Here is a 21031-nt window from a genome sequence, read left to right on the forward strand (position 1 = left end):
TAGTGAGGAATGCGCGTCCGCATTTTGCTCAAATCCGTAACAAAGGACTGAAGTCCTTACTGCAAACATCTAATGGTTAGATGACCGGACATGAGATCAATTCGATAACCCTAAAAATATGACTGAAGTAGTAATTCTCTGTGTTGATGATGAAATAGTTATCCTAGAAGCTCTTCAAGAGCAAATTAGCCGTCACTTTGGCGAGCAATTTTTGTATGAAGCTGCCGAAAGCGGTGAGGAAGCTCTAGAAATTATTGAAGAGCTAACTGACGGGGGAGTCAAGATTGTTGTAATTGTCTCTGATTGGTTGATGCCCGGAATGCGGGGAGACGAGTTTTTAGTTCAAGTCCACCAGCAATTCGGCGATATTACCGATATTACAAAGATTATGTTAACCGGACAAGCCGATGGGGAAGCTATTGAACGAGCCAAGCGGGAAGCTAATCTGTACTGCTGCATTCATAAACCGTGGCGGCAAGAAGAGTTGCTCGAAACCATCACAACAGCCCTGAAATTAGGATGAACGAACTAGCAATTCTTGTGGTAGATGACGAACCGATGCTGTTGGAAGGTCTTGCTGAGGAATTACAAAGAAACTTCGGTCAAGATTACCAGATTGAAGCGGCCCAAAGCGGTGAAGAAGCCCTAGAACTTATCAAAGAACTGCAAGCAGAAGGTATCGAAACTGCTGCGGTTGTTTCTGACTATCTGATGCCGGGAATGAAAGGCGACGAACTCCTCTGTCAGATTCATGCCCAATATCCCAATGTATTGAAGATTATGCTCACCGGTCAAGCCGCAGCAGATGCAGTGGGCAATGCTGTGAATTCAGCTAATCTCTACCGTTATATTGCCAAACCTTGGGATGCTACGGATCTCCATCTGACGGTTAAAGAAGCTCTCAGCAAGTATTGGCGAATCAAAAAACTCGAAGAACAGAATGCTCAACTGCGGGAAAATGAACGTCGCCTGACTCAGATTTTAGAAGCAATGCCCATTGGTGTTACAGTTCACGAGAATGCCGGAAAAATAACTTATGCCAATCACAAAGCCAAGGAATTACTCCAGCTAGACATTTTACCTGAAACCCAAATCGAGCAAAGTTCAACGGATTTCAAAATTTATCAGGGGGGAACTGAGGAATTATATCCCGCACAGAAATCGCCGATCGTGCGCGCTCTGGCAGGGGAAACAGTTCGTGCTGACGATCTCGAAATTCATTACCCCGATCGGATCGTTCCTTTAGAAGTCTCGGCTACACCCATTCGGGATAAAAAAAGCGAAATTTCTCAGGCGATCGCGACTTTCCATGATATCAGCGAACGCAAACAAGCTGAAGCCGAACGAGAACAGTTTACCCAAGAATTGTTCCAACTTAATGAAGCTTTTTCCCGATTTGTTCCGCGTCAATTTTTGCAATTTCTGGCTCGAAAAAATATCAACGAAATTAAACTGGGAGAATCTATTGAGAAAAAAATGTCGGTTTTGTTTGCCGATATCCGTGCTTTCACAACCCGTTCGGAGCAAATGACCCCAGAAGATACGTTTAAGTTTATCAATGGCTATCTCCGACGCATGGAACCTGCAATTATTGAAAATAGTGGTTTTATTGATAAATATATTGGTGATGAAATCATGGCACTGTTTGAAGTGAGTGCCGATAGTGCGGTGAATGCAGGAGTGACTATGTTGAAAATCCTCGCTGAATACAACCTCAGCCGACAACTACTCGACCGCCAACCCATAGAAATTGGCATTGGCATCAATACAGGAAATTTGAGGCTAGGAACAGTAGGCGGTAACTTTCGCATCGATACCACCGTCATTGGCGATGCAGTTAATCTCGGTTCGCGCCTCCAACAGTTAACAAAAGTCTACCAAGTTCCGTTTCTGATTTCCCACACCACCTTAGCTGCGCTCGAAGAACCGATGAAGTATGCCCTGCGCTTCGTCGCTCAGGTGCAAGTTCGAGGAAAAGCTCAAAAAGTGGGGGTGTTTGAGATATTTGAGGCCGATCCTCCCGCCCAAAAACAAGCTAAATTGGAAACGAAACCGATTTTTGAATTAGCTTTGATTCGCTACTATCAAGGCTCGATCGAGGATGCCAAATTCCTGTTCGCTATGTGTTTGGAAAGAAATCCCAGCGATGGTGTTGCCCAAAGCTATCTGAAACGGTGTGGTTAACCAAAACTTACTCTCTGCGGGGAATATTTTATAGATCGAAATGATATTTTATTTGCCAAGATAGCCCGTGAAAAATACCTCAAAGCTAAATTGCACATCTTTCGGATAGCTCGAACCGGAGCTTGTGGTACAATACGATAGAGAAAAGCTACCATAAGGGAGAAAAAACTATAACTAATGTGCAACCAAATCGCACGGTAAATCGCACTGTAAGGCGGGGAAGATTGTTCCCAGAGATTCAATGGTCAGAAGAAAAAAAGCCCAGTGGCGAGCCGAAAGAGAAGCATTTTATCAGCGCTGCAAACCAATTTTCGATCGCCTAAAACCAGAATTGATTAAAACCCACTACAACTGGTACATGGCGGTTGAACCCGACAGCGGAGACTATTTTATCGACAAAGATGATATGGTGGCTGGAAAAATGTGTCGCCAGAAACACCCAAATGCTATCCCGTTTGTTTTCCGCATCAACGATACAGGCGCGTGCGGCACGATATGATTGCAGGAAGATTTGGTGATAAATACGAGCTAATATAGTACCATCTGATACAAAGGAGAATCGACAATGACTTATCTCAACCCAACTCGCACAGTACCTCGGAAAAGATTACACCCAAAACGTAGACTTTCTCCAGAAGAAATAGCCCAATGGTACGCTGAAAGAGCCGCATTTCGCCAGCGGTGTCAACCTATATTCGATCGCCTCAAACCAGAATTGATTAAAACCCACTACAACTGGTACATGGCGGTTGAACCCGATAGCGGGGAATATTTCATCGAAAAAGATTCGTTAGCTGCTGGAAAAATGTGTCGCCAAAAACATCCCAATGCTATCCCGCACGTCTTTCGGATCAATGAAACCGGAGTTTGTGGCACGATATGATTGAGGGAACATTTGGTGATGAGGATGAGCTATTTTTTGAAATTGAATTGATTGCTGATAACGGCTTAGAATTACCTGTTGATGCTCTGCTAGATACAGGTTTTTCTGGCTGGTTAGCAATGGACAGCCAGGATTTAGAGGGACTTGATTGGACATATGTAGAAAAAGAAACAATGCGAACAGCTAAAGGAGAATTTGATTTCGATATTTATGCAGGAAAAATCAGAATAGATGAGCAAGAGTTTGACATTCCTGTTCACGTAGGTGCGGGAGTACCGGAAATTTTAATCGGCCGCCAGTGGCTGAAAAATCGACGCTTAGTAGTGGATATGGCTGCGGGTATTTTGACATTGGAAGCTAGTTAAAAGCAAGATGAATTTAAAAAGTTTTGACATAGTAATAGTAGGAGCAGGCCCAGCAGGCGGACACTGTGCAAGAATCCTCGCAAAATCCGGTCGCAAAGTCTTGCTGGCAGAACAAAACGACACTTTTGATAAAAATGACTTTTCCAGCGCCGCCACGCCTCTAGAAACCCTCTCAAAATTCGATTTACCCGAATCGGTAATCGGCAGTTATTGGCACAAACTAACTATTGAAACTAGCAAAGTCAGTCAAACTTGGGAATCTCCTAAAAGTTTGGGAGTTGTCTTGAATTTTGCTAACTTTAGAGAATTTCTGTCTAGTGAAGTTCAGGGAAACGGAAGTGAAGTTTGGCTGGGTTATCGCTACATAAAACATTCACAAGCCAGCGGCGAAACAATCGTAGAATTCAAACAGCTATCCGACGGTCAAATTGTCAAAGTGAGCGCTAAAGTATTAGTTGATGCTACTGGTTTTGTTCGGGCGATTATGTATGACAAAGAAAATGATAAGCCAGATTTCTTATCGGGAACGGGGATAGAATATTTAATTGAAGTAGAACTAGAAGTTTACGATAAATATGCTAGCGATTTAATCTTCTTTTTGGGCGATAAATGGATGCCGAAAGGTTATTCTTGGATATTTCCGATGGAACAAAATCGCCTGAAAGTTGGTGCGGGTAGGATTTTTTTAGATCCGAAAACTGTGAAGAATTTGGAACCGTTGAAAAAGTATATTTATTTGCTGATTGAGGAGTATTTGAAGTCTAAAAGTTATAAAATCATTGACAAACACGGTTCCACGCTGAAATACAGCCGCGGTTTGAAGGATATTTATTGCAAGGATAATATAATTGCGATCGGCGATACTGTCTCGACAGTGAATTTTTTGGGCGGCGAAGGCATTAGACACGGGATGGATGGTGCCCAAATCGCGGGGAAATATATTCAAAGGTATTTGGAGGGGGAAATCTCAGATTTTCGGGATTATGAGACAGAAATGCACCGCAAGTTTGATCAGAAATGGAATATTTCGGAAAGGTTGGCGGTGAGAAAGTATATCGATGATGTTAACGATGAACTGACAGATAAAATGATTTCTTATTTAAAGTATATGAAAACTGAAGATGTTATGGATATTTTATTTTATTATAAATTTGAGAAAATTTCCCGAGGGTTAGGCGGTTATTTGCAGAGAAAAATCAAGGAATTGATTAAAAAATTTCACTTGTAAGGTGCGTCAGTTGAGAGATTGTTAGTTGAGGGAAAAATCTCGCTGATTAACGCACCATACTAAGCTAATTTTAAGGCATTTTCTGCGGTGACTTGAATGCGCGGCAGCGACAATAAAGAATCTTCAAAACTGCTAAAATCTAATGTAGATGATACACCAAAAGTATATCCACTCGCTCCAATTAAATGCGCTACAATTGGATCGACATCCCCGTAAGGATAGGCAAAACATTTAACAGGTTTCTCTAATCCCCGTTCCAAGATAGCACGGGATTTGGCTGCCTCCCGCACAATTTCTATCGGCGACAATGCAGTCAGAGGTTGATGAGTAGCAGACATAGAACCGAATTCAATCCCTGCATCCCGCAGTTGCAAAATTTCCGGCCAGCCCATTAACTGCACTTCTTCAAATTCGGCTTTTTCCCAACTATTTGTCTTTCCTATCGACTCCGCTACTAGAAAAACAGTTGCTGTAAAATCAAAGCGTTTTAGCAGAGGCCAAGCATATTGGAAAAAGTCGAGATAGCCGCCGTCAAAAGTCATCAATACAGCTTTACCGGGTAAAGGAGTTTTATCCCGTTTCGCGCTTCGCCAATTTTCCCAACTCGCACTGTAATAACCCAGATTTTTGAGATTGTGTAACTGCTGTTCAAAAACCTGCGGAATAATTGCGTCTAAACCGTCAGGAGAAATGCGGCGGTAGGAGAGAATCGGGAGTTTGTGTGTAACGCTATGATTGTCAAAAACTTGAGGTTTTACCGAGGGAGAAACTTCCCGATAAGAAGATTTTGAGCCAATGATTTCCGGTGCGTAAAATACTTGCTTTGGAAACTCGTTTTCTCGGGGAATTTCCATTGTCGGTTCCCCTGCGATTGCCGCGGCTGACTCGATTTCCTGCAGCGTCGCCGCCGGGAGTGAGGCGCGACGGCTGACACTCGTCCCGATCGCACCCGATCGCCTGCCGAACATCACCGCATTTTGGGGGTAAATGCCCCCAGCACCCGGTGCATTCAACCAGTCGGGCAAATTAGACCTTTGTTGAGCACAAGAGGCTAAGCGCGATCGCAGCGATTTCTTGCCGTTGAGCGGTTTTCCCAGCAAAGCTTCTCGCACGGCGGCGATGCACAACTCAAAACCCATATTTCGATTAATTGTCGATCGCAATTTTTGAGCCGAAACAAAATTATTTTCCACCGCAACAGTGACAATACCGACAGCCACGCCGCCTACTTTCACCAGCACATTTATTTCAGAAAGATTAACTTTTATATTAGCAAATTCCTCGCTAATTTCTAAGACAATCAAATCTTTTTCGAGAGTAATTGTTGGAACTTCCTCTGCTATTTCTGGCTTGTAGAAATCCTCCAAATGCCAATGCGGACGCCCCCATAATTCTTGCAAAAATAGCGTCCAGTCATGTTTAGGGTGCAATGGTTCCAGCAAAGTTTCCCACAATTTATTGCCTTTTTCGCAGCGATTGCGTTGAAAGAAGCGATCGAGAATTGGCCAAGCAAACTGGGCTGCAACCGCATCCGCCAACACCGAAGCCGCAACCATACCATCGCAAATCGGCCATTCAATAATACCGAGTTGAATTCCTTCTAGTTCGATCGTACAGCACAGGCGATCGCATATTTGCCAAGCGTAAATATCCGAAATTGGTTCGCTCACTTCCACCGTAACTTTCCAGGCCATTTCACCCTTGACTCGCTGAATTTTATCTAAAATATATCTGATTTCATTTCTAGTGAAAATTTTATGATATTTACGAACGTTACTACTTTTGACATCTCTCTCAATTCCTTTGTGCCAAGGTAGATTTAAACTGAGCTTCGCGGCTTTTTCTTGATAATTAACGAGCATTGTACCGTCATATTCAATGCCCATAAAATTACAAATTTTTCCTAGAATTTGTGTTTTGTTATCTAAAAGCTCCTCATATTTAACTAATATATGATTGGATTTATTAATATATTTGTGGCTAGTTAACATCGCGTGTTCCCAGCGATAGATACAGTGGTTTAAATCCCAACCAGCGCCCCACAATTCGTTAAAACTCCTAGTAGCATCATACATAGAAGCTATGGTATCCATACCGTTTCGCAAAATATGTATAAATTTCGCATCCGGCAAAAAGCGCTCTATGTCATCAATAAAATATATGTGTTCCGGCGTTTTTTCCAACCAAATGCTTTTTTTTTGTTCAGCAGCCAAACCATCCAAAACTCTCACAAACCAACTAGCTTTAGCTTCCACACTTTGGCTGTCATCAAAATCTTTCAAAAGTTCAGGACGTTTAATTTCATCCTTAAAAAAAGCTTCCATTCTACCTGGCAACTTTCCCGCAAACTGATCGTACAGTAAATAGTGAAAAAACTTAGATTCCGGAAAAGAAATAACTTCGGGATGAGCAGCTAATAAGCTTTGAAGAATTGTTGTGCCACTGCGAGGAGAGCCTAGGAGAAATATGCGTTTCATAACATTTTGCAATTATAATTAACGGTATATTTTGAGGTAGGTTGGGTTTGGTTCTCGGAACCCAACCTACCAATTCTAACTCCAAGTAAAATCTTGTTTTAACAAATCAGAAAGCTCCTGATTGTAAGGCTTGAAATAATCTGTCAATTGTTGTTCGATTGCTGCTGGTATTTGGGTGTAATCCTCCCTCATATTAATCTCATCTTCTTTACTTGCGATCGCACTAATATCCAAGAAATCTAACACTTCCGAAAAAATTTTATCGGTATTTGCCTCGAAATCTTCGCTTTTGAGAATTAGCAACTGTTCCCTCGGAAAATAATCGAGCCAATTCCTGATTTGTTCGACATAAATTCCTCGCGACAAATAAGAATAATGTTGGTGGTTGAAACTGTAATAATCTTTCTCGGCTTTGATCTTGTCAATTTCACCTTTTAGGCGATCGGGTTCGGAAGCGATCGCCTTTTCAAAATTCAGCTTTTCGCAGCCGATCGCCACTTCTAAATGATAGTGCAGCCAAGCTCGTTTGACCGGGTTTCGCAGCATTACAATTAGCTTAACATCCGGGAAACACTTGTAAACCCGCTCGGCCACCAACGGATGATAAATATAGTAACCAGTCATCTCCCACAGCAACACCTTGTCACCCGCCACACTGCGAGTCAACTGCTTGCTGTACCAATCAACACCCCGCTCAAAATTCAAATCAAAAAACTGAATTCTCCTCGCACCTTCTTTAAGAATTTGCAAGTGATTTTCCAGATAACCACACAAAGCCTCAGTGCCGCACTTTTGAGCGCCAATAATTAAAAAGTCTGGTTCCTGCTTATTTTTCAACTGAGTCGAAATATTGGCATAGGCGGGATTATCCTTATTCAAGGCGTGAACTTTTTCGATTGGTTCGGGTAAATCCGCAACCTGCATTTTGCCATCAAATTCCCAGCGGTAGGGCGGACAAAGAATCGTTTTTTGGCTTACAGTCGATCGCACATACAGCGGATAAAGGTGCCAATGATAATCATAGGCGTAAGCCAAACTCTTCTCGTAAACCCCAGCATTCACATAATACTGACCATTGCCTAAATCCAGCCTGTCTACGTGCAGGCGGATTGTGCCTTTACCTTCCGCCAGCGGCAGCAATCTGCCCATTTGATTAGTATTAGTATCAAAACAACTTTGACCGTCTTCCCGGCTGATTGTCACGCCAAAAATAGCAGCCGAAATTGGCTTCGGTACAGAATAATGAATTTCCACAGTAATAGAATCGCCACTGTTTATCTCATCATCCGGCAACACTTTGATATCCGTAATTTCTACTTCTAAAGAACCAAAGCGATTGTCATTGATTCGCAGTTGCGAACCCGTAGTTGTCATTTCAGGAGGACGCATGGGAGTGCGTTTTTCGGTTGCTGGGCGCATTTCCGACAAATACTGACCGACTACCACTTCCGGTTCCCCGTAAGCCACGATTTCACCTGATTTCAGCCACAAAGCCCGATCGCACAGTTTATGAATTTGCGCCGCGTTGTGAGAAATCAAAACAATTGCACATCCTTGATTTTTAAACTCCGTGATTCTGTTCAAACATTTATTTTGAAAAGCCACATCACCAACCGACAAATGTTCATCAACTAACAGCACTTCTGGATCGGTGTGAACCGCTACCGAAAAAGCCAGCCGCATTTGCATCCCGGTACTGTAAGTCCGCATCGGGCTATCAATAAACTGTTGCAATTCCGCAAATTCGACAATATCATCAAACCTGCGCGCCGCTTCCCGGCGAGTCAAACCGGCCACCACCGCACCCACAAACACATTTTCTCTGCCCGTTAAATCCGAGTGAAAACCCGCACCCAAATCCAACAAACCGCCAATTCTGCCATTAACTTCAATAGTTCCTTCTTGAGCGTGGCCGATACCGCCAACAAGTTGCAGCAGCGTCGATTTTCCCGCGCCATTTTTGCCGAGAATACCCAGCATTTCCCCGGGAGAAACAGTGAAATTGATATCCCGCAGTGCCCAAAAACGCGCCTGCGGTTTCATCTGCCGAAAACCCGCCAAAGCGGCCTGCATAATCGTATAAGGTCGATCGGCCGAGTAGCGGTTGAAACGTTTCCCCAAACCCTTGACAACAATAGCTTGACGCATTTACAATTCCTCCACAAAAGTATTGCTTTGCCGTCTAAAAATTCCCAGTCCGATCGGCAAAAGAGCAGCCACAACCAAGCTAACAATTAACAGTGCCAGCCAATCCGGCTGCGTACCTTTGAGCAGTATGGCGCGGTAAGCTCCAAGCAGTGGCACCATAGGATTCAATTGATAAAAAGGCTGAAATTGTTTCGGGACGCTGTTGAGGTCGTAGAAAATCGGAGTCAGGTAAAACAGCATCTGCAAAACTACGCCCAAAGTGTGCTGAGTATCGCGAAAAGTGACATTCAAAGCGGCGAGGGGATAAGCCAAACTGACTGTCAAAATAAACTGAATAACCATCAGCAGCGGCAACACAAACAGCACTGAACTCGGCTGAACGCCATCAATTGCCAGAAAGATAATTAACACCGGCAAAGCTAACAGAAAGTGAATTAGCCCCGTCATAGTAGTGACTATCGGCAAAATTGCCGTGGGAAAATTAGGCTGTCTGATTAGCGCTTTATTGTTGGTAATTAATCCCGTTGCTTGAAATAATGCGGTTTGAGACCAACTCCAGATTAACAAACCGCTGAAAGCAAAGGAAGAAAATTGTGGAACGTTAATCGGTACAACAGAGCGAAATACAAAGGAAAATACAGCTAACTGCAACAGCGGATTGATTAAAGTCCAAGCAATCCCCAAAGCCGATCGCTTGTAAAGTAATTTCATATCGCGATCGACCAACACCCGCAGCAAATCGAAGAAATGAGCGATTTTGCGCCTGTCAATCAGCCTGGGAACACTTCTCATCGCACACCTCCGGCGACTTCCTGCGGTTCCGGCTGTAGCTGCTCTTCCGGCTCAATCTCAGCTAAATGCTGCGCCTGCAACTGCGCTTTTCTGTAAGCAAAAGGACTGTCGAGAGCTCCCAGCAACTCGCTGACTACCAACTTGCGCGGCAGCCAACCCGGATTCCCCAAGCGGCGCACCAGCCACCAACCGAACCAATTAAACATGGCAAATTTCCAAATTTCCCAGCGCGGCACAGTGCGGTTGCGATAGCACGTGAGTACATAAGCCCCAAAACCGCGCCCGTTATCCTGCAACTGCTTGCTCAAAGCCTCGGCGCTGCGCCGGTGCAAGTGCCACACAAAAGCTCTCGGCTCATAAAAAGTCGAGTATCCCTTCGCCAAAATCCGATGAAACATCTCAATATCCCCACCACCGCGAGTCGCAGTCCCCACATCGAGAGCAACGTCAAAATTGCCCACAGCCTCGAAAACTTGTCGCCGGAAAGCCATATTCGCCCCCACGCCGTATTTGCTCGCCCACAGCAATTCCGGCACAGAAAGCTTGCTACCGTTGGTTTTGTGGGGGTGGAGGTATTGCAGCATTCCGCCATATATCAGTTCAAATTGCTGTTGCGGCAAGGTTTCTAGTTCGGCTGCCGCCACTAAACCACTCACGGCCATAATTTCTGGGTCAGCAAACGCCGAAGCAATACCCCGCAGCCAACCGCGATCGGGCCGCACGTCGTCGTCAGTAAAAGCAATAATCTCATGCCGCGCTTCCGCAATCCCCCGATTGCGCGCCCAGTCCAATCCTGGTCGTTCTTCCTTGACGTAGCGCACAGGCGCATCCGCGACTAATTCAGCGGTACTGCTGGTTGCAGGAGCGTTGTCTATAACGATAATTTCGCGGTGCGGATAGTCGAGGGCGAGCAGAGCTTCCAGAGCGCCTTTGAGCAAATCTGTGCGATCGCGCGTGCAGATGACAACGCTAATTGACGGCAGGTCGCGATCCGCCACTGCTTCAGAAACAGCGCCGAACTGCTCTCCTAAAGTCGATCGCACCAACTCTTTTCCTAACTGATCCACAATTGTTTGTCGCACTCGCTCAGCGGAAATTGTTTGTTCCCAGGGATTGTTACTAACATAAGCCCAGCCCAGAGGCCGTCCCCGGTAGCGAACTAAAATGCGAACTCCTTCGTATTGTTCGAGTTGCCTAATCGGATTAATCTTTTCGGCAAACTCAATCTCCATCACTTTTATTGCCATAACTTGCTCCTGAAAATTTTGCAGCGGGCACTAGATAGAAAAGTTTTGACTTGGGACTTTTAAGTTTGGGGTGGCAATTTTCCAATTTCCCAACTTTTGAGGTTTGAGTTTTTGGTTTCACTTCCCCGAATTCAATAGATATGCACGAAAAAAAATATCTTCGAGGGGCTAGTTTAGCTAAGCATAACGAGATATAAGCGAGAATATGAAGGCACTCACCTGCCCGAATCCTGTAATCTTTATGTGCACCTATTTACTTAGCTATTAATTGCTAACTCGTAAGTTTCAAAAGCAACTAAAGGTTTTTCTTCAAGCGTTTCAGCACTGCGGGGCATACCGTTAACCGCGATCGCCCCAGCCAGGGGTTGAGCAAAGTGAAGCGCCAGAATCGATCGCAAGTGAGCGCCCCGCAGCGGTTCCGCCCCCGCTTGCGGAAAAATATGGCCGACTGTTAGTTGGTCGTAATACAGGTAAACCCCAGCCGGTCGTTCCGCGTCCAGCAGACTTTCTGCCGCTTCCCAACCTTGCTGCAAATCAATGTTAATTTCATGTCCGCCCAAATCAGCACGGGCCGGGCCCCCTTGCATAAAACTAGAAATAGCAGAGCGACTTTTTAGCTCATCAATCACACCCCGCAAATACCAATAACCGCGCAATTTTGCCCGCAACCACCGCCAATTTTCCCGCATCCCCAAGCTTTCGAGCAAATCCAGAGATTTCCTGCCTCCCACAGCCAGCCAATCCATAACCGCCGGCCAGAAAAACGTGAGCGTCACCACAATCTTGTCTACCAAAAAATAAGGAGTTTCGTAGTCTTTTATGTGCAGCGTCGGTCTGAGTTCCGGGTGTCGGCGGCCGATCAAAACATCCGATCGCCCTTCCTGACGAGACCGGCGAAAAGAGCGATCGAGATTGTTAGTTTCGTGTTCGTAATGATAGCCCACAGCATCCTCCGCTAAAGCAAAAGGTACATCAGCTTTCAGCAAACGCAGCCCAAACTCGTAATCTTCCCCGCCGCAGTTCCCGAAAGCCGAATCAAAGCCTTCGAGACGAGCAAACAGTTCTGCATCCAAAGAAAGGTTGCCGCTGAGCAAATCTTGATAAGTAAATCGGTGCCCAGGTTGGCTCATCTGATAAAACTTCTCTTCCCACCACGAGCGCACTTCCACGTCAAAAAACCTAGTTCCTCCGTGCAACTTAGGCGGATAGGGCCCCATGACAGCCGCTCCCGGACGCTCTCGGTGAACCCGCGCGTGGCTTTCCACCAAAGGCGGCAGCGCTTCGATGTCGTCGTCGAGAAACAGCAGCAATTGCCCGGTAGCCGAAGCCGCTCCTGTATTGCGGGCGATGGCAGCGCTCCGGCAATTTACCTCGATCACCTGCAGTTTAAACTGAGCTTTGTAGTCTTGTAGCATTGCCAAAGTATCGTCAATGCAGCTATCTGCCACTACAATAACTTCGAGCAGGTCGATCGGATAAGTCTGCGAGTGCACAGCATCAAGAGCGCGCCGCAGCGAAGAACTGCGATTGTGGCTCGGAATAATTATGCTAATTGTTGGATTTTCCCTATTCATATTAGATTTGTATTTGGTAATTAGTAGTTGTTCTTTGGGATTGGGGAATTAATATTTGGTATTTGGTATTTGGGGATTTATAAGTTGTGATTAAAATTTCAAACACTCTTACTTCTTCCCTATCCCCTCAATATCCATCTGTTAAATCCCTTAAATCCATTACACCATCCGTTGCCGGACTTCCCTTTTCCTCCTGACTAATGACTAATGACTAATCCCCAAAGCTTAGAACTTAGTTTCATTTCCCAGATTCATCATGTGAGTAAATCTAAAATCTAAAATCTAAAATCTAAAATCGATTGACTTCCCCTTTAACTTCCTGTAACCGCTTGCGAGAAGAAAAATAAGCCATCGGCCCGCTAATGCACCCCCGCATTTGAGCCAAAAGTAAATCACTAGGAATACAGTCCGGTTGCTTTCGCAAAGAAGCAAATAACTCAGGAATTTGCTTGTAATACAGCCATCCCCAAGCTAATAGAGGTACACTAAATTCTTTGTTGATTACAAACATCCTCGTCCAGAAAGCATAGACTCCGATTCCGTAGCATCGGAGCAAGTTGCGTAGTTCTTCCCAGGTGCGTCGGTGGCGGTGCCAACTCAAAGCTCTCGGTTCGTAGACGATGCGGTAGCCCGATCGCAAAATGCGGGCAAACTGTGCGCTGTCTGAACCGGCCTTAGCAGGCGTACCCACGCCCAAAGCTTCGTCAAACAGCCCGATGCAGTCGATCGAACTTTTCCGCAAAGCCATACTCCCCGAAACCCCCAGTGGAGCTACAATCAGCGGATTGCAGTGCGCCCCGTCAAAAACTCGGCGCTCGAAGCCCTGCCCGTAGGGGCTGTAGAACTCAAACAATTCTTGCGCTTCGGTTTCCAGTTCTAGGGGCATCAGTAGCCCCGTGACACACATAACTCGCGGATCTCTGAAATTTCGCAACAGCGATCGCAGCCAGTTCGGATCGGGGGCAGCATCGTCATCTGTAAAAGCTACGAATTCGTGTTTAGCTTCGCGTAAAGCTCGGTTGCGGGCAGCGCTCTCGCCCGCTACATCTTCGCGCACATAGCGAATTTTTGGGTAATTTTTGACCAATTCACTGCTGACCTCGGTGGCGGGACAATTGTCAATTACCAGGTATTCCTGACCATCATCTGGCAGCAGCATCAGCGCGTCTAGACAGCGCCGCAAATCTTCCGGGCGATCGCGCGTGCAAACTGCTACTGTGGCGATCGGCAATGCCTCCACTGGCCCCCGCTCATCCCATTCTAGAGTGTCGTAGAGCCAGTTTTTCCACAAGTTGTCACCAGCAGCATTCATCAGTTTTTCCCGTAATTCGTCACCGCCAAGGCGGCCTCCGACTACGGGCAAAAGAGCTTGACCGATCGGTTTTCCGTGCAGTCGAATTAAAATCAAGACTTTACTGTAACGCTCCTCAACCGTAATTTCTGGCGGGAGTTTGGAGATTTCCAGGTCAAGAATAGCTGTTGCCATTTTAGATTTTAGATTTTAGATTGCGAAAAAATCCTAGATACTCCCTATATTACCGGAGGTATTTTAGCAGAAATTGTTTTAGGGGATAGCAACTTCTCAATGCCATACTTGCCGATTGCCGATCGCGAATCAAAGATCAAGCCTCATTAATTTTTATTGCTTTTATTTATTTTTACTTTCAATTACCCGCTGATGTCAAGTTTTTTCCCAACACAACTTTTACCAGCGGCAACGATCCCTTGTCGAGGCTTGTGTCAATTGCAGGTGTTATTGGCAGCAGACCGCCACCAAGCCTTGCCATTATTAATGCCACCTCTAAAAACCAGATTTTATGACAAAACCCGGTTTGTGCGATCGCTCCTCATTTCAGCTTTAATTGCGATCGGGTACTATTCTCGACAATAATATACAAAACAATTAAGCACTCTCGCAATTCAAACTTTCGCAAATAGTAGTTCTATAGCAATCCCAAGCCAGTTGTGAGAATAGAGACCGAGCCCATGAAATACTCTTTTTTGACAATAAAGCCCAATGCTAAGTATAACGGCACAAAAAACCATAATATCTTGTAGGGTCTTGTAGAGACCAGTTGAGCTAAGAATCACTCCTATACAACCCACTTTATGAGTGTTCTCGCTCGCCCGACCCACATTTTTACGATTGCCCAAATCAGCACGCGCCGGGTCTCCGTGCATAAAACTGAGATGCACCCTTGGTATTTGGTATTTGGTAATTTATAAGTGGTGATTAAAATTTCAAACACTCTTACTTCTTCCTTGCCCCCTCAATATCCATCTGTTAAATCCCTTAAATTTATTACACCATCCGTTGCCGAACCTCTCTGTTCCTCCTGACTAATGACTAATCCAAAAAGCTTTAGACCTTAGTTTAATTTCCCAAATTCATCTGTGGAGTAAATCTCAAATCTCAAATTTCAAATCTCAAATCGATTGACTTCCCCTTTAACTTCCTGCAACCGCTTGCGAGAATAAAAATAAGCCATCGGTCCGCTAATGCACCCCCACAGTTGAGCCAAAAGTAAATCGCTAGGAATACAGCCCGGTTGCTTTCGCAAAGAAGCAATTAATTCAGGAATTTGCTTATACCGTAGCCATCCCCAAGCTAATAGAGGCACACTGAATTCTCTGTTGATTACAAACATCCGCGTCCAGAAAGCATAGACTCCGATTCCGTAGCCTCGGAGCGTTTTTTGCAATTCTTCCCAAGTGCGGCGATGGCGGTGCCAGCTCAATGCTCTCGGCTCGTAGACAATGCAGTAACCAGCGCGCAAAATGCGGGCAAAAAGTTCACAGTCTTCGCCGCCCACCGTGGGTGTTCCCGCCCCCAAAGCTTCGTCAAACAGGCCAATGTAGTCGATCGAACTTTTCCGCAAAGCCATACTCGCCGAAACTCCCACAAGATGCACAATCAGAGGATTGCAGTGCGCCCCGTCAACAACTCGGCGCTCAAATCCCCGCCCGTGGGGGCTGTAGCACTCAAACCATTCTTGCGCTTCGGTTTCCAGTTCCAAGGGCATCACTAGCCCTGTGACGCACATAACTCGCGGATCGCTAAAATTCCACAAGAGCGATCGCAGCCAGTTGGGATCGGGGGCAGCATCGTCATCTGTAAACGCTACGAATTCATGTTTAGCTTCGCGTAAAGCTCGGTTACGGGCAGCGCTGGAGCCTGGTAAGTCTTCGCGCACATAGCGGACTTTTGGGTAAATTTTGACCAGTTCCTTGGTAGCGTCCGTGCTGGGACAATTGTCAATTACCAGGTATTCCTGACCATCATCTGGCAGCAGCATCAGCGCGTCTAGACAGCGCCGCAAATCTTCCGGGCGATCGCGCGTGCAAACCGCTACTGTGGCGATCGGCAATGCCTCCACCGACCCCCGCTCATCCCATTCTAGAGTGTCGTAGAGCAAGTTTTTCCACAAGTTGTCACCAGCACAATTCCTCAGTGTTTTCCGTAATTCGTCACCGCCAATGCGGCCTCCGACTACGTGAAAAAGAGCTTGACCGATCGGTTTTCCGTGCAGTCGAATTAAAATCAAGGCTTTGCTGTAACGCTCCTCAACCGTAATTTCTGGCGGAAGTTTGGAGATTTCCAGCTCAAGAATAGCTGTTGCCATTTTAGGTTTTAGATTTTAGATTTTAGATTGCGAAAAAATCCTAGATACTCCGTATATTACCGGATGTATTTTAGCAGAACTTGTTTTAGGGGATAGCAACTTCTCAATGCCATACTTGCCGATCGCAGATTGCGAATCAAACATAAAGCCTCATTTTGTTATGGCTATTTATTTATTTTAACTTTCGATGACCCGCTAATGTCAAGTTTTTTTCCTACATAATATTTTTTATCGAAAACCTTCGCACCTCAATGCACGTGTCAATTGTAGGCGTTATTGACCGTCTGCGCCCTCCTCAGTCTCCCCATTAATACCAAATCTAAAAACCAGATTTTTTGACAAAACCCGGTTTTTGCGAGGGCTCTCATTTCAGCTTTAATTGCGATCGGGTACTATTCAAGGGCAACATACCAAACAATTAAACACTCTCCAAGTTCAAACTTTCGCGGTTTAAACACGCAGGGATTAGCTGAAAAACAACTCAGAAACCAACCCCAAAGAAGACCCAACCATGATAACAAACTGAAGATTACAGACTGGTTGGAGGCTCATAGACCTGAGATTATTTCTGGCAAGTTAGTGTGATTTGTACAGGATAAATATCCTCCATTGTCGGGGGATTGATGTGGCTAGGTTGAGGGTAAAACCCAAAAACACATCGTTTTGTCCCCTAGTCACTGAGCGGAGTAAACAAACCTATTATGGGGCAGTCAATCGATTTTAGATTTTAGATTTTAGATTTTAGATTAAAGAATTGAAGTATTGACCCCACGGATAAATTCGGAGGCTCCTTTATCGGATACAGGTTTTTTATTTCTGGACGGATGAATCCGGGGGCTTGTATCCTGGAGGCATTCGGTCAATCGATTTTAGATTTGAGTTTTGAGACTTCGGCGAGACTTTGGGCGAGCCGTCGAGTCCAGCTAAGTCGAGCCGCGCTCAGGCGTTTGGCGAGCCGTCGAGTCGTGCTCAGTCGAACGATTTGAGATTATTTACTTCACAGATGAATCTGGAGCTTGAACAAGAGTCTAAAACTTTGGGCTGCTGGCGATTCCTGTTGGAAACTTATATCCGTTTTTGGGCGATGTCAAAAAGCCATTTAAACTCTCTCCTGGATAGCCAGAAGGTTTGCTTAGAAGAATGTATCAAACTTTTACAAACAAACCGATCAAACTCATAAAGTCTCTCTCTGCCCTGACAAAAGCAGTTAGTTAGCACGATGGTGATTCTAGGTTTTTCAGATTAGACAATACACGGCCCTCCCACCCCCTAAAAATGAAGAATTGTAAAGTTTTATCAAGATGTTGGGTCATCTGAATTAAAATCTCCTCATAAAAAAGATTACCTTTTAGTAGGCGCAAATTGTGGAAAAAGGTTTAAAACTCAGAATATGAGATCGAGCTCGCTGCTCTTACATGGTGCAATAAAATGTAACTTTTGATGCAAGAACCAGTAGCCTGAACTTTGTCGAAGGCCGAATGCCAGTCCGGCTAATGCCTTCGGAAAATCGCTTTCTTGGCGCTGCATCCAATCTTAAGTGCAATTACTTTCCTTGCACGAGAGCCGGAGCCTTCGAGCACACATTAAGCTCCAGGGCTTACGCACCAAAACTTTGATAAACCGGGTTTTTTAACCGGGAGCGAGGGCGGCAACAAAGTGTTTTCTGTTTTCGTTCATCAAACCCGGTTTCAGCGTCCGAGACTGAACTCGATCGAATGAATGCAGTCGCAACCAATGTTTAAAAGTGGCGATACTGCAAGTTGCGTGCAAAGCAGGGAGCTAACCGCAGTGATGGATCTCGATTGTTTACCTTACGGCGCAGGCCACGCACAGGAAGGGGTCTGTCTGCTAGTCCGAATGGGGCCGCACCGCATTTTACTCGACTGCGGTATAGAGGATATTGCACCGCTGTCAGCGACACTAAATCGATCGCTGCCAGCCGATTTTGTGGTGTGTACCCACGCCCACTCTGACCACGCCAGAGGTTTGCTAGCACTCCATCAATCTTTCCCCCACTTGCCAATTTACGCCAGCGAAGTGACAGCGCGACTGCTACCGCTCAACTGGCCAGAACTGGCTCAGCAGCCAGAGTCCCGCTTCTGTCAGGGACTGCCCTGGCAGTCGCCGCTCGAAGTGCGCCCTGGACTGAGCGTGCAGTTGTTCCCGTCGGGCCACTTGCCCGGGGCGGCGACTGTGCTGCTGACTTATGCCGCTCCGCACCGCACCTACACAGTGGTTTACACCGGCGACTTTTTCCTGTCCAATTCTCGTTTGGTCGAAGGTTTGCCCCTGGGAGAACTCAGGGGCATGAAGCCGGATGTGTTAATTTTGGAAGGCAGTTACGGCACGGCGCGCCACCCTCACCGCCGACAACTGGAAAATCAGTTAGCCGATCGCATCCACCGTGCCATCGCCGACGGGTACTCGGTACTGCTGCCCGCCCCGGCCCTTGGTTTGGGTCAAGAAATGCTGATGCTGCTCCGCAGTCACCACTACTTTACTGGCCGCGACTTGGATATTTGGGTGGACGGCACTGTCGCCGACGGGTGCGACGCTTATCTGGAACTGTTACCCCAATTTCCCACCGCCGTCCAAAATTTTGCTCTGCACCAACCTTTGTTTTGGGACGAAAGGGTGAAACCCCGCGTCCGCCGGCTGTCTGCCGAACAACGCCCCGGATTGGGAGCCACGCCCTGTATTGTAATTACAGACAAGTTAGCTGATTTGGCTTTGTATGTTGCCGATGGCACACATCCTTGGATTTTGCTCGCCCCTCAAAAACCAGGATATCCCGTCAGCGACTGGCTGGGCAACAGGCCCGAATCTGGAGTCACAAGTGTCGAAACTTATCTGCTAGCCGAACACTGCGACGGGCCGGGGACTACCCAACTCATCCACAATTTGCGTCCCCAGCACGTAATTTTAGTCCACGGTTCCCCTGCATATTTGGCTGACTTGGCTAACTTGGACGAGCTGCGAAACCGCTACCAGTTGCACACTCCGGCGGCCGGAACATTGGTCGAATTGCCGATCGGGGAAATGTTTTTGCAGCCCGCTATCCCGGAAACTAACTATGAGGGAGAACTCAGCGAATTGGGGACAGAGGTAGCAATTAGCTTGCCGAGTCCGATTACAGCCGATCCCCGGTGGGCCAATTTTGCCGATACCGGTTTGGTAGAAGCCCGCTGGCAAGGCGAAGAACTGGTACTGCGCGGCATCTCCCAGCGGGAACTCCTGTTTCAAGGCAGCGCCGTTCAGGCAAACCTTGAATGCTGTGGCAATTGCCAGCACTACCGCAGCCAGCGCTGTTGGAACCAATCCAGTGCTTTGTTTGGCTTTAAAGTAACCCCCGACGGTTTCTGTCCGGTGTTTAAAGCGATACCGGAGTCCGAACTTTTCCTAGAAGATGGGGAAACAGACGGCGAATAAGCTGTCGGGAACCTCGAAACCAGCCCGCAGGCAAAGAAAACAAAAGAACAGTCCTGGACGCACCCAGACAAAAAACCCGGTTTCAGCAGCGGTAAGCTGTCGCGTATTGAATTTTTAAACTACTGTGTACTTACGCTGTTGTGGGGAGTAGGGGTTGGGCAGGAGAGCCCGCCATCAAGCTTAAATTTAAAGGCAAAATAGCTTATGGGGTCACAACCCAGAATATTTTTGGCCTAAACTGGGTTTTTTGCATAATTTCTCCACAAAAAAGGGAGAAAAGCCGTTTTCTTTTCCCCCAAGTTTTCCTTCTGCCTCAAGCGCGAGCTCAAAACTATTCCAAATTCGAGTCGGGGTAGTGATTGCGAATTTGTTCGGCTTCGGGACAATCATCAGAAACTAGGGGTTCGCAGTTAGTTCGGGATACCGAAGCCAACTTCTGGGACACAGCTCCAATACTTTCGAGACGCACCATTTCTTCCCAGGAGCTGATTTCGTCTTCTTCGTCGGTTTCGTAGCGCAGCGTGACTAGATCCCCTTCAATATCTAGGATACGAGCGCGCTCTATCCAACGTTGCTGATCTCGAAGAAAAATAGAAACCTCACGACCATCACAACAGAGTTGATAGATTTTGCGCTGTAGCATTTGTCAGTTCTCCTGCGCAGTGTAACTTGCTTAAAATATGGTCTGTTTACCGTAACGTACTTTGGGTTTTACATCGGAAGGCACAGCCGTATGGACTGGCCAGTTTCACGTTTTCCGCAACTTTGGTACCGATGGGAGTTACCAAATTTGATTTTACCACCAAATCTATCTAGTACGCCATTTATCCAATTACAGGTTGTGCAGCCAGTGGCATCCCTCGTGAGAGGCATTTGCCAGCATAGATCGGAGCATTAGGACTTGACTCCGGCACGCGATTAACAGCGACAATAACAACAGACTCTGCCTCAAAAATCTCCCTCTCTTTTGCCTCAAGTCCACCAGAAACCTATTGTTTCGACGTTTGTTCGATCGCCCACTAACGCCGTCAAGGCTCAATCTCAAATCTCAAATCTCAAAGCCAAAGCTCTAAAGCGACAC

The 21031-nt window shown here is 46.2% G+C and carries 16 protein-coding genes; 8 read left to right on the plus strand and 8 right to left on the minus strand.

The features are described from left to right. The first annotated feature begins 118 nt into the window (after positions 1-118). The 6 genes from QUB44_RS19710 (at position 119) to QUB44_RS19735 (ending at position 4660) form a co-directional block, all read left to right on the plus strand. A complete protein-coding gene (locus QUB44_RS19710) occupies positions 119-523 on the plus strand; it encodes a response regulator (RefSeq protein WP_333369999.1) in 405 nt (134 codons plus the stop codon). Further along, positions 520-2184 (plus strand): response regulator, encoded by a 1665-nt coding sequence (locus tag QUB44_RS19715; protein ID WP_333370001.1) that lies wholly within the window; start codon positions 520-522, stop codon positions 2182-2184. Before QUB44_RS19710 ends, QUB44_RS19715 begins: the two co-directional genes overlap by 4 nt. A 241-nt stretch (positions 2185-2425) precedes the next feature. Continuing rightward, on the plus strand, positions 2426-2683 hold the full coding sequence (locus tag QUB44_RS19720) for a hypothetical protein (RefSeq protein ID WP_333370003.1): 258 nt from the start codon (positions 2426-2428) through the stop codon (positions 2681-2683). A gap of 66 nt (positions 2684-2749) precedes the next feature. Then, positions 2750-3067 (plus strand): hypothetical protein, encoded by a 318-nt coding sequence (locus QUB44_RS19725; RefSeq protein WP_333370005.1) that lies wholly within the window; start codon positions 2750-2752, stop codon positions 3065-3067. Further along, complete coding sequence (locus QUB44_RS19730) at positions 3064-3432, plus strand: aspartyl protease (protein ID WP_333370007.1); 369 nt, start codon at positions 3064-3066, stop codon at positions 3430-3432. Before QUB44_RS19725 ends, QUB44_RS19730 begins: the two co-directional genes overlap by 4 nt. 7 nt (positions 3433-3439) lie before the next feature. Next, positions 3440-4660, plus strand: coding sequence for an NAD(P)/FAD-dependent oxidoreductase (locus QUB44_RS19735; RefSeq protein ID WP_333370009.1), 1221 nt, complete (start codon positions 3440-3442; stop codon positions 4658-4660). A 59-nt stretch (positions 4661-4719) separates the two neighbouring features. Here the strand turns inward: QUB44_RS19735 and QUB44_RS19740 are convergent, their stop codons facing one another. From QUB44_RS19740 to QUB44_RS19765, 6 genes are all read right to left on the minus strand, one after another. Continuing rightward, positions 4720-7137, minus strand: a complete 2418-nt coding sequence (locus QUB44_RS19740) for a sulfotransferase (RefSeq protein WP_333370011.1) — start codon at positions 7135-7137, stop codon at positions 4720-4722. Between the two features lie 75 nt (positions 7138-7212). Beyond that, positions 7213-9285, minus strand: a complete 2073-nt coding sequence (locus QUB44_RS19745) for a Wzt carbohydrate-binding domain-containing protein (protein WP_333370013.1) — start codon at positions 9283-9285, stop codon at positions 7213-7215. Next, positions 9286-10077, minus strand: a complete 792-nt coding sequence (locus tag QUB44_RS19750; RefSeq protein ID WP_333370015.1) for an ABC transporter permease — start codon at positions 10075-10077, stop codon at positions 9286-9288. Continuing rightward, positions 10074-11324, minus strand: a complete 1251-nt coding sequence (locus QUB44_RS19755; protein ID WP_333370017.1) for a glycosyltransferase — start codon at positions 11322-11324, stop codon at positions 10074-10076. Before QUB44_RS19755 ends, QUB44_RS19750 begins: the two co-directional genes overlap by 4 nt. Positions 11325-11581: 257 nt before the next feature. Next, positions 11582-12898 carry a glycosyltransferase family 2 protein gene (locus QUB44_RS19760; RefSeq protein WP_333370019.1) on the minus strand — a complete coding sequence of 439 codons (1317 nt, stop codon included), beginning with the start codon at positions 12896-12898 and terminating at the stop codon, positions 11582-11584. A 289-nt stretch (positions 12899-13187) separates the two neighbouring features. Then, on the minus strand, positions 13188-14384 hold the full coding sequence (locus tag QUB44_RS19765) for a glycosyltransferase (RefSeq protein WP_333370021.1): 1197 nt from the start codon (positions 14382-14384) through the stop codon (positions 13188-13190). A 192-nt stretch (positions 14385-14576) separates the two neighbouring features. Here QUB44_RS19765 and QUB44_RS19770 point away from each other — a divergent pair, with 192 nt between their 5' ends. Further along, positions 14577-14789 carry a hypothetical protein gene (locus QUB44_RS19770; RefSeq protein WP_333370023.1) on the plus strand — a complete coding sequence of 71 codons (213 nt, stop codon included), beginning with the start codon at positions 14577-14579 and terminating at the stop codon, positions 14787-14789. Positions 14790-15318: 529 nt separating this feature from the next. Here QUB44_RS19770 and QUB44_RS19775 read toward each other — a convergent pair. Further along, a complete protein-coding gene (locus QUB44_RS19775; RefSeq protein ID WP_333370025.1) occupies positions 15319-16521 on the minus strand; it encodes a glycosyltransferase in 1203 nt (400 codons plus the stop codon). Positions 16522-18312: 1791 nt separating this feature from the next. Here QUB44_RS19775 and QUB44_RS19780 point away from each other — a divergent pair. Further along, positions 18313-19950: an MBL fold metallo-hydrolase gene (locus QUB44_RS19780; RefSeq protein WP_333370036.1), complete on the plus strand. Its 1638-nt coding sequence runs from the start codon at positions 18313-18315 to the stop codon at positions 19948-19950. Between the two features lie 331 nt (positions 19951-20281). On the opposite strand, the gene QUB44_RS19785 is transcribed toward QUB44_RS19780, so the two are convergent. Beyond that, positions 20282-20593 carry a DUF6679 family protein gene (locus tag QUB44_RS19785; RefSeq protein WP_006633466.1) on the minus strand — a complete coding sequence of 104 codons (312 nt, stop codon included), beginning with the start codon at positions 20591-20593 and terminating at the stop codon, positions 20282-20284. Positions 20594-21031 lie beyond the last annotated feature (438 nt).

The organism is Microcoleus sp. AT3-D2, assembly GCF_036705715.1.
Lineage (GTDB): Bacteria > Cyanobacteriota > Cyanobacteriia > Cyanobacteriales > Microcoleaceae > Microcoleus.

Excerpts from the sequence above, each read along its gene's own strand:
- QUB44_RS19710 (WP_333369999.1), top strand. The coding sequence starts at position 119 with ATGACTGAAGTAGTAATTCTCTGTGTTGATGATGAAATAGTTATCCTA.
- QUB44_RS19715 (WP_333370001.1), top strand. The coding sequence starts at position 520 with ATGAACGAACTAGCAATTCTTGTGGTAGATGACGAACCGATGCTGTTG.
- QUB44_RS19720 (WP_333370003.1), top strand. The coding sequence starts at position 2,426 with ATGGTCAGAAGAAAAAAAGCCCAGTGGCGAGCCGAAAGAGAAGCATTT.
- QUB44_RS19725 (WP_333370005.1), top strand. The coding sequence starts at position 2,750 with ATGACTTATCTCAACCCAACTCGCACAGTACCTCGGAAAAGATTACAC.
- QUB44_RS19730 (WP_333370007.1), top strand. The coding sequence starts at position 3,064 with ATGATTGAGGGAACATTTGGTGATGAGGATGAGCTATTTTTTGAAATT.
- QUB44_RS19735 (WP_333370009.1), top strand. The coding sequence starts at position 3,440 with ATGAATTTAAAAAGTTTTGACATAGTAATAGTAGGAGCAGGCCCAGCA.
- QUB44_RS19740 (WP_333370011.1), bottom strand. The coding sequence starts at position 7,137 with ATGAAACGCATATTTCTCCTAGGCTCTCCTCGCAGTGGCACAACAATT.
- QUB44_RS19745 (WP_333370013.1), bottom strand. The coding sequence starts at position 9,285 with ATGCGTCAAGCTATTGTTGTCAAGGGTTTGGGGAAACGTTTCAACCGC.
- QUB44_RS19750 (WP_333370015.1), bottom strand. The coding sequence starts at position 10,077 with ATGAGAAGTGTTCCCAGGCTGATTGACAGGCGCAAAATCGCTCATTTC.
- QUB44_RS19755 (WP_333370017.1), bottom strand. The coding sequence starts at position 11,324 with ATGGCAATAAAAGTGATGGAGATTGAGTTTGCCGAAAAGATTAATCCG.
- QUB44_RS19760 (WP_333370019.1), bottom strand. The coding sequence starts at position 12,898 with ATGAATAGGGAAAATCCAACAATTAGCATAATTATTCCGAGCCACAAT.
- QUB44_RS19765 (WP_333370021.1), bottom strand. The coding sequence starts at position 14,384 with ATGGCAACAGCTATTCTTGACCTGGAAATCTCCAAACTCCCGCCAGAA.
- QUB44_RS19770 (WP_333370023.1), top strand. The coding sequence starts at position 14,577 with ATGTCAAGTTTTTTCCCAACACAACTTTTACCAGCGGCAACGATCCCT.
- QUB44_RS19775 (WP_333370025.1), bottom strand. The coding sequence starts at position 16,521 with ATGGCAACAGCTATTCTTGAGCTGGAAATCTCCAAACTTCCGCCAGAA.
- QUB44_RS19780 (WP_333370036.1), top strand. The coding sequence starts at position 18,313 with ATGGATCTCGATTGTTTACCTTACGGCGCAGGCCACGCACAGGAAGGG.
- QUB44_RS19785 (WP_006633466.1), bottom strand. The coding sequence starts at position 20,593 with ATGCTACAGCGCAAAATCTATCAACTCTGTTGTGATGGTCGTGAGGTT.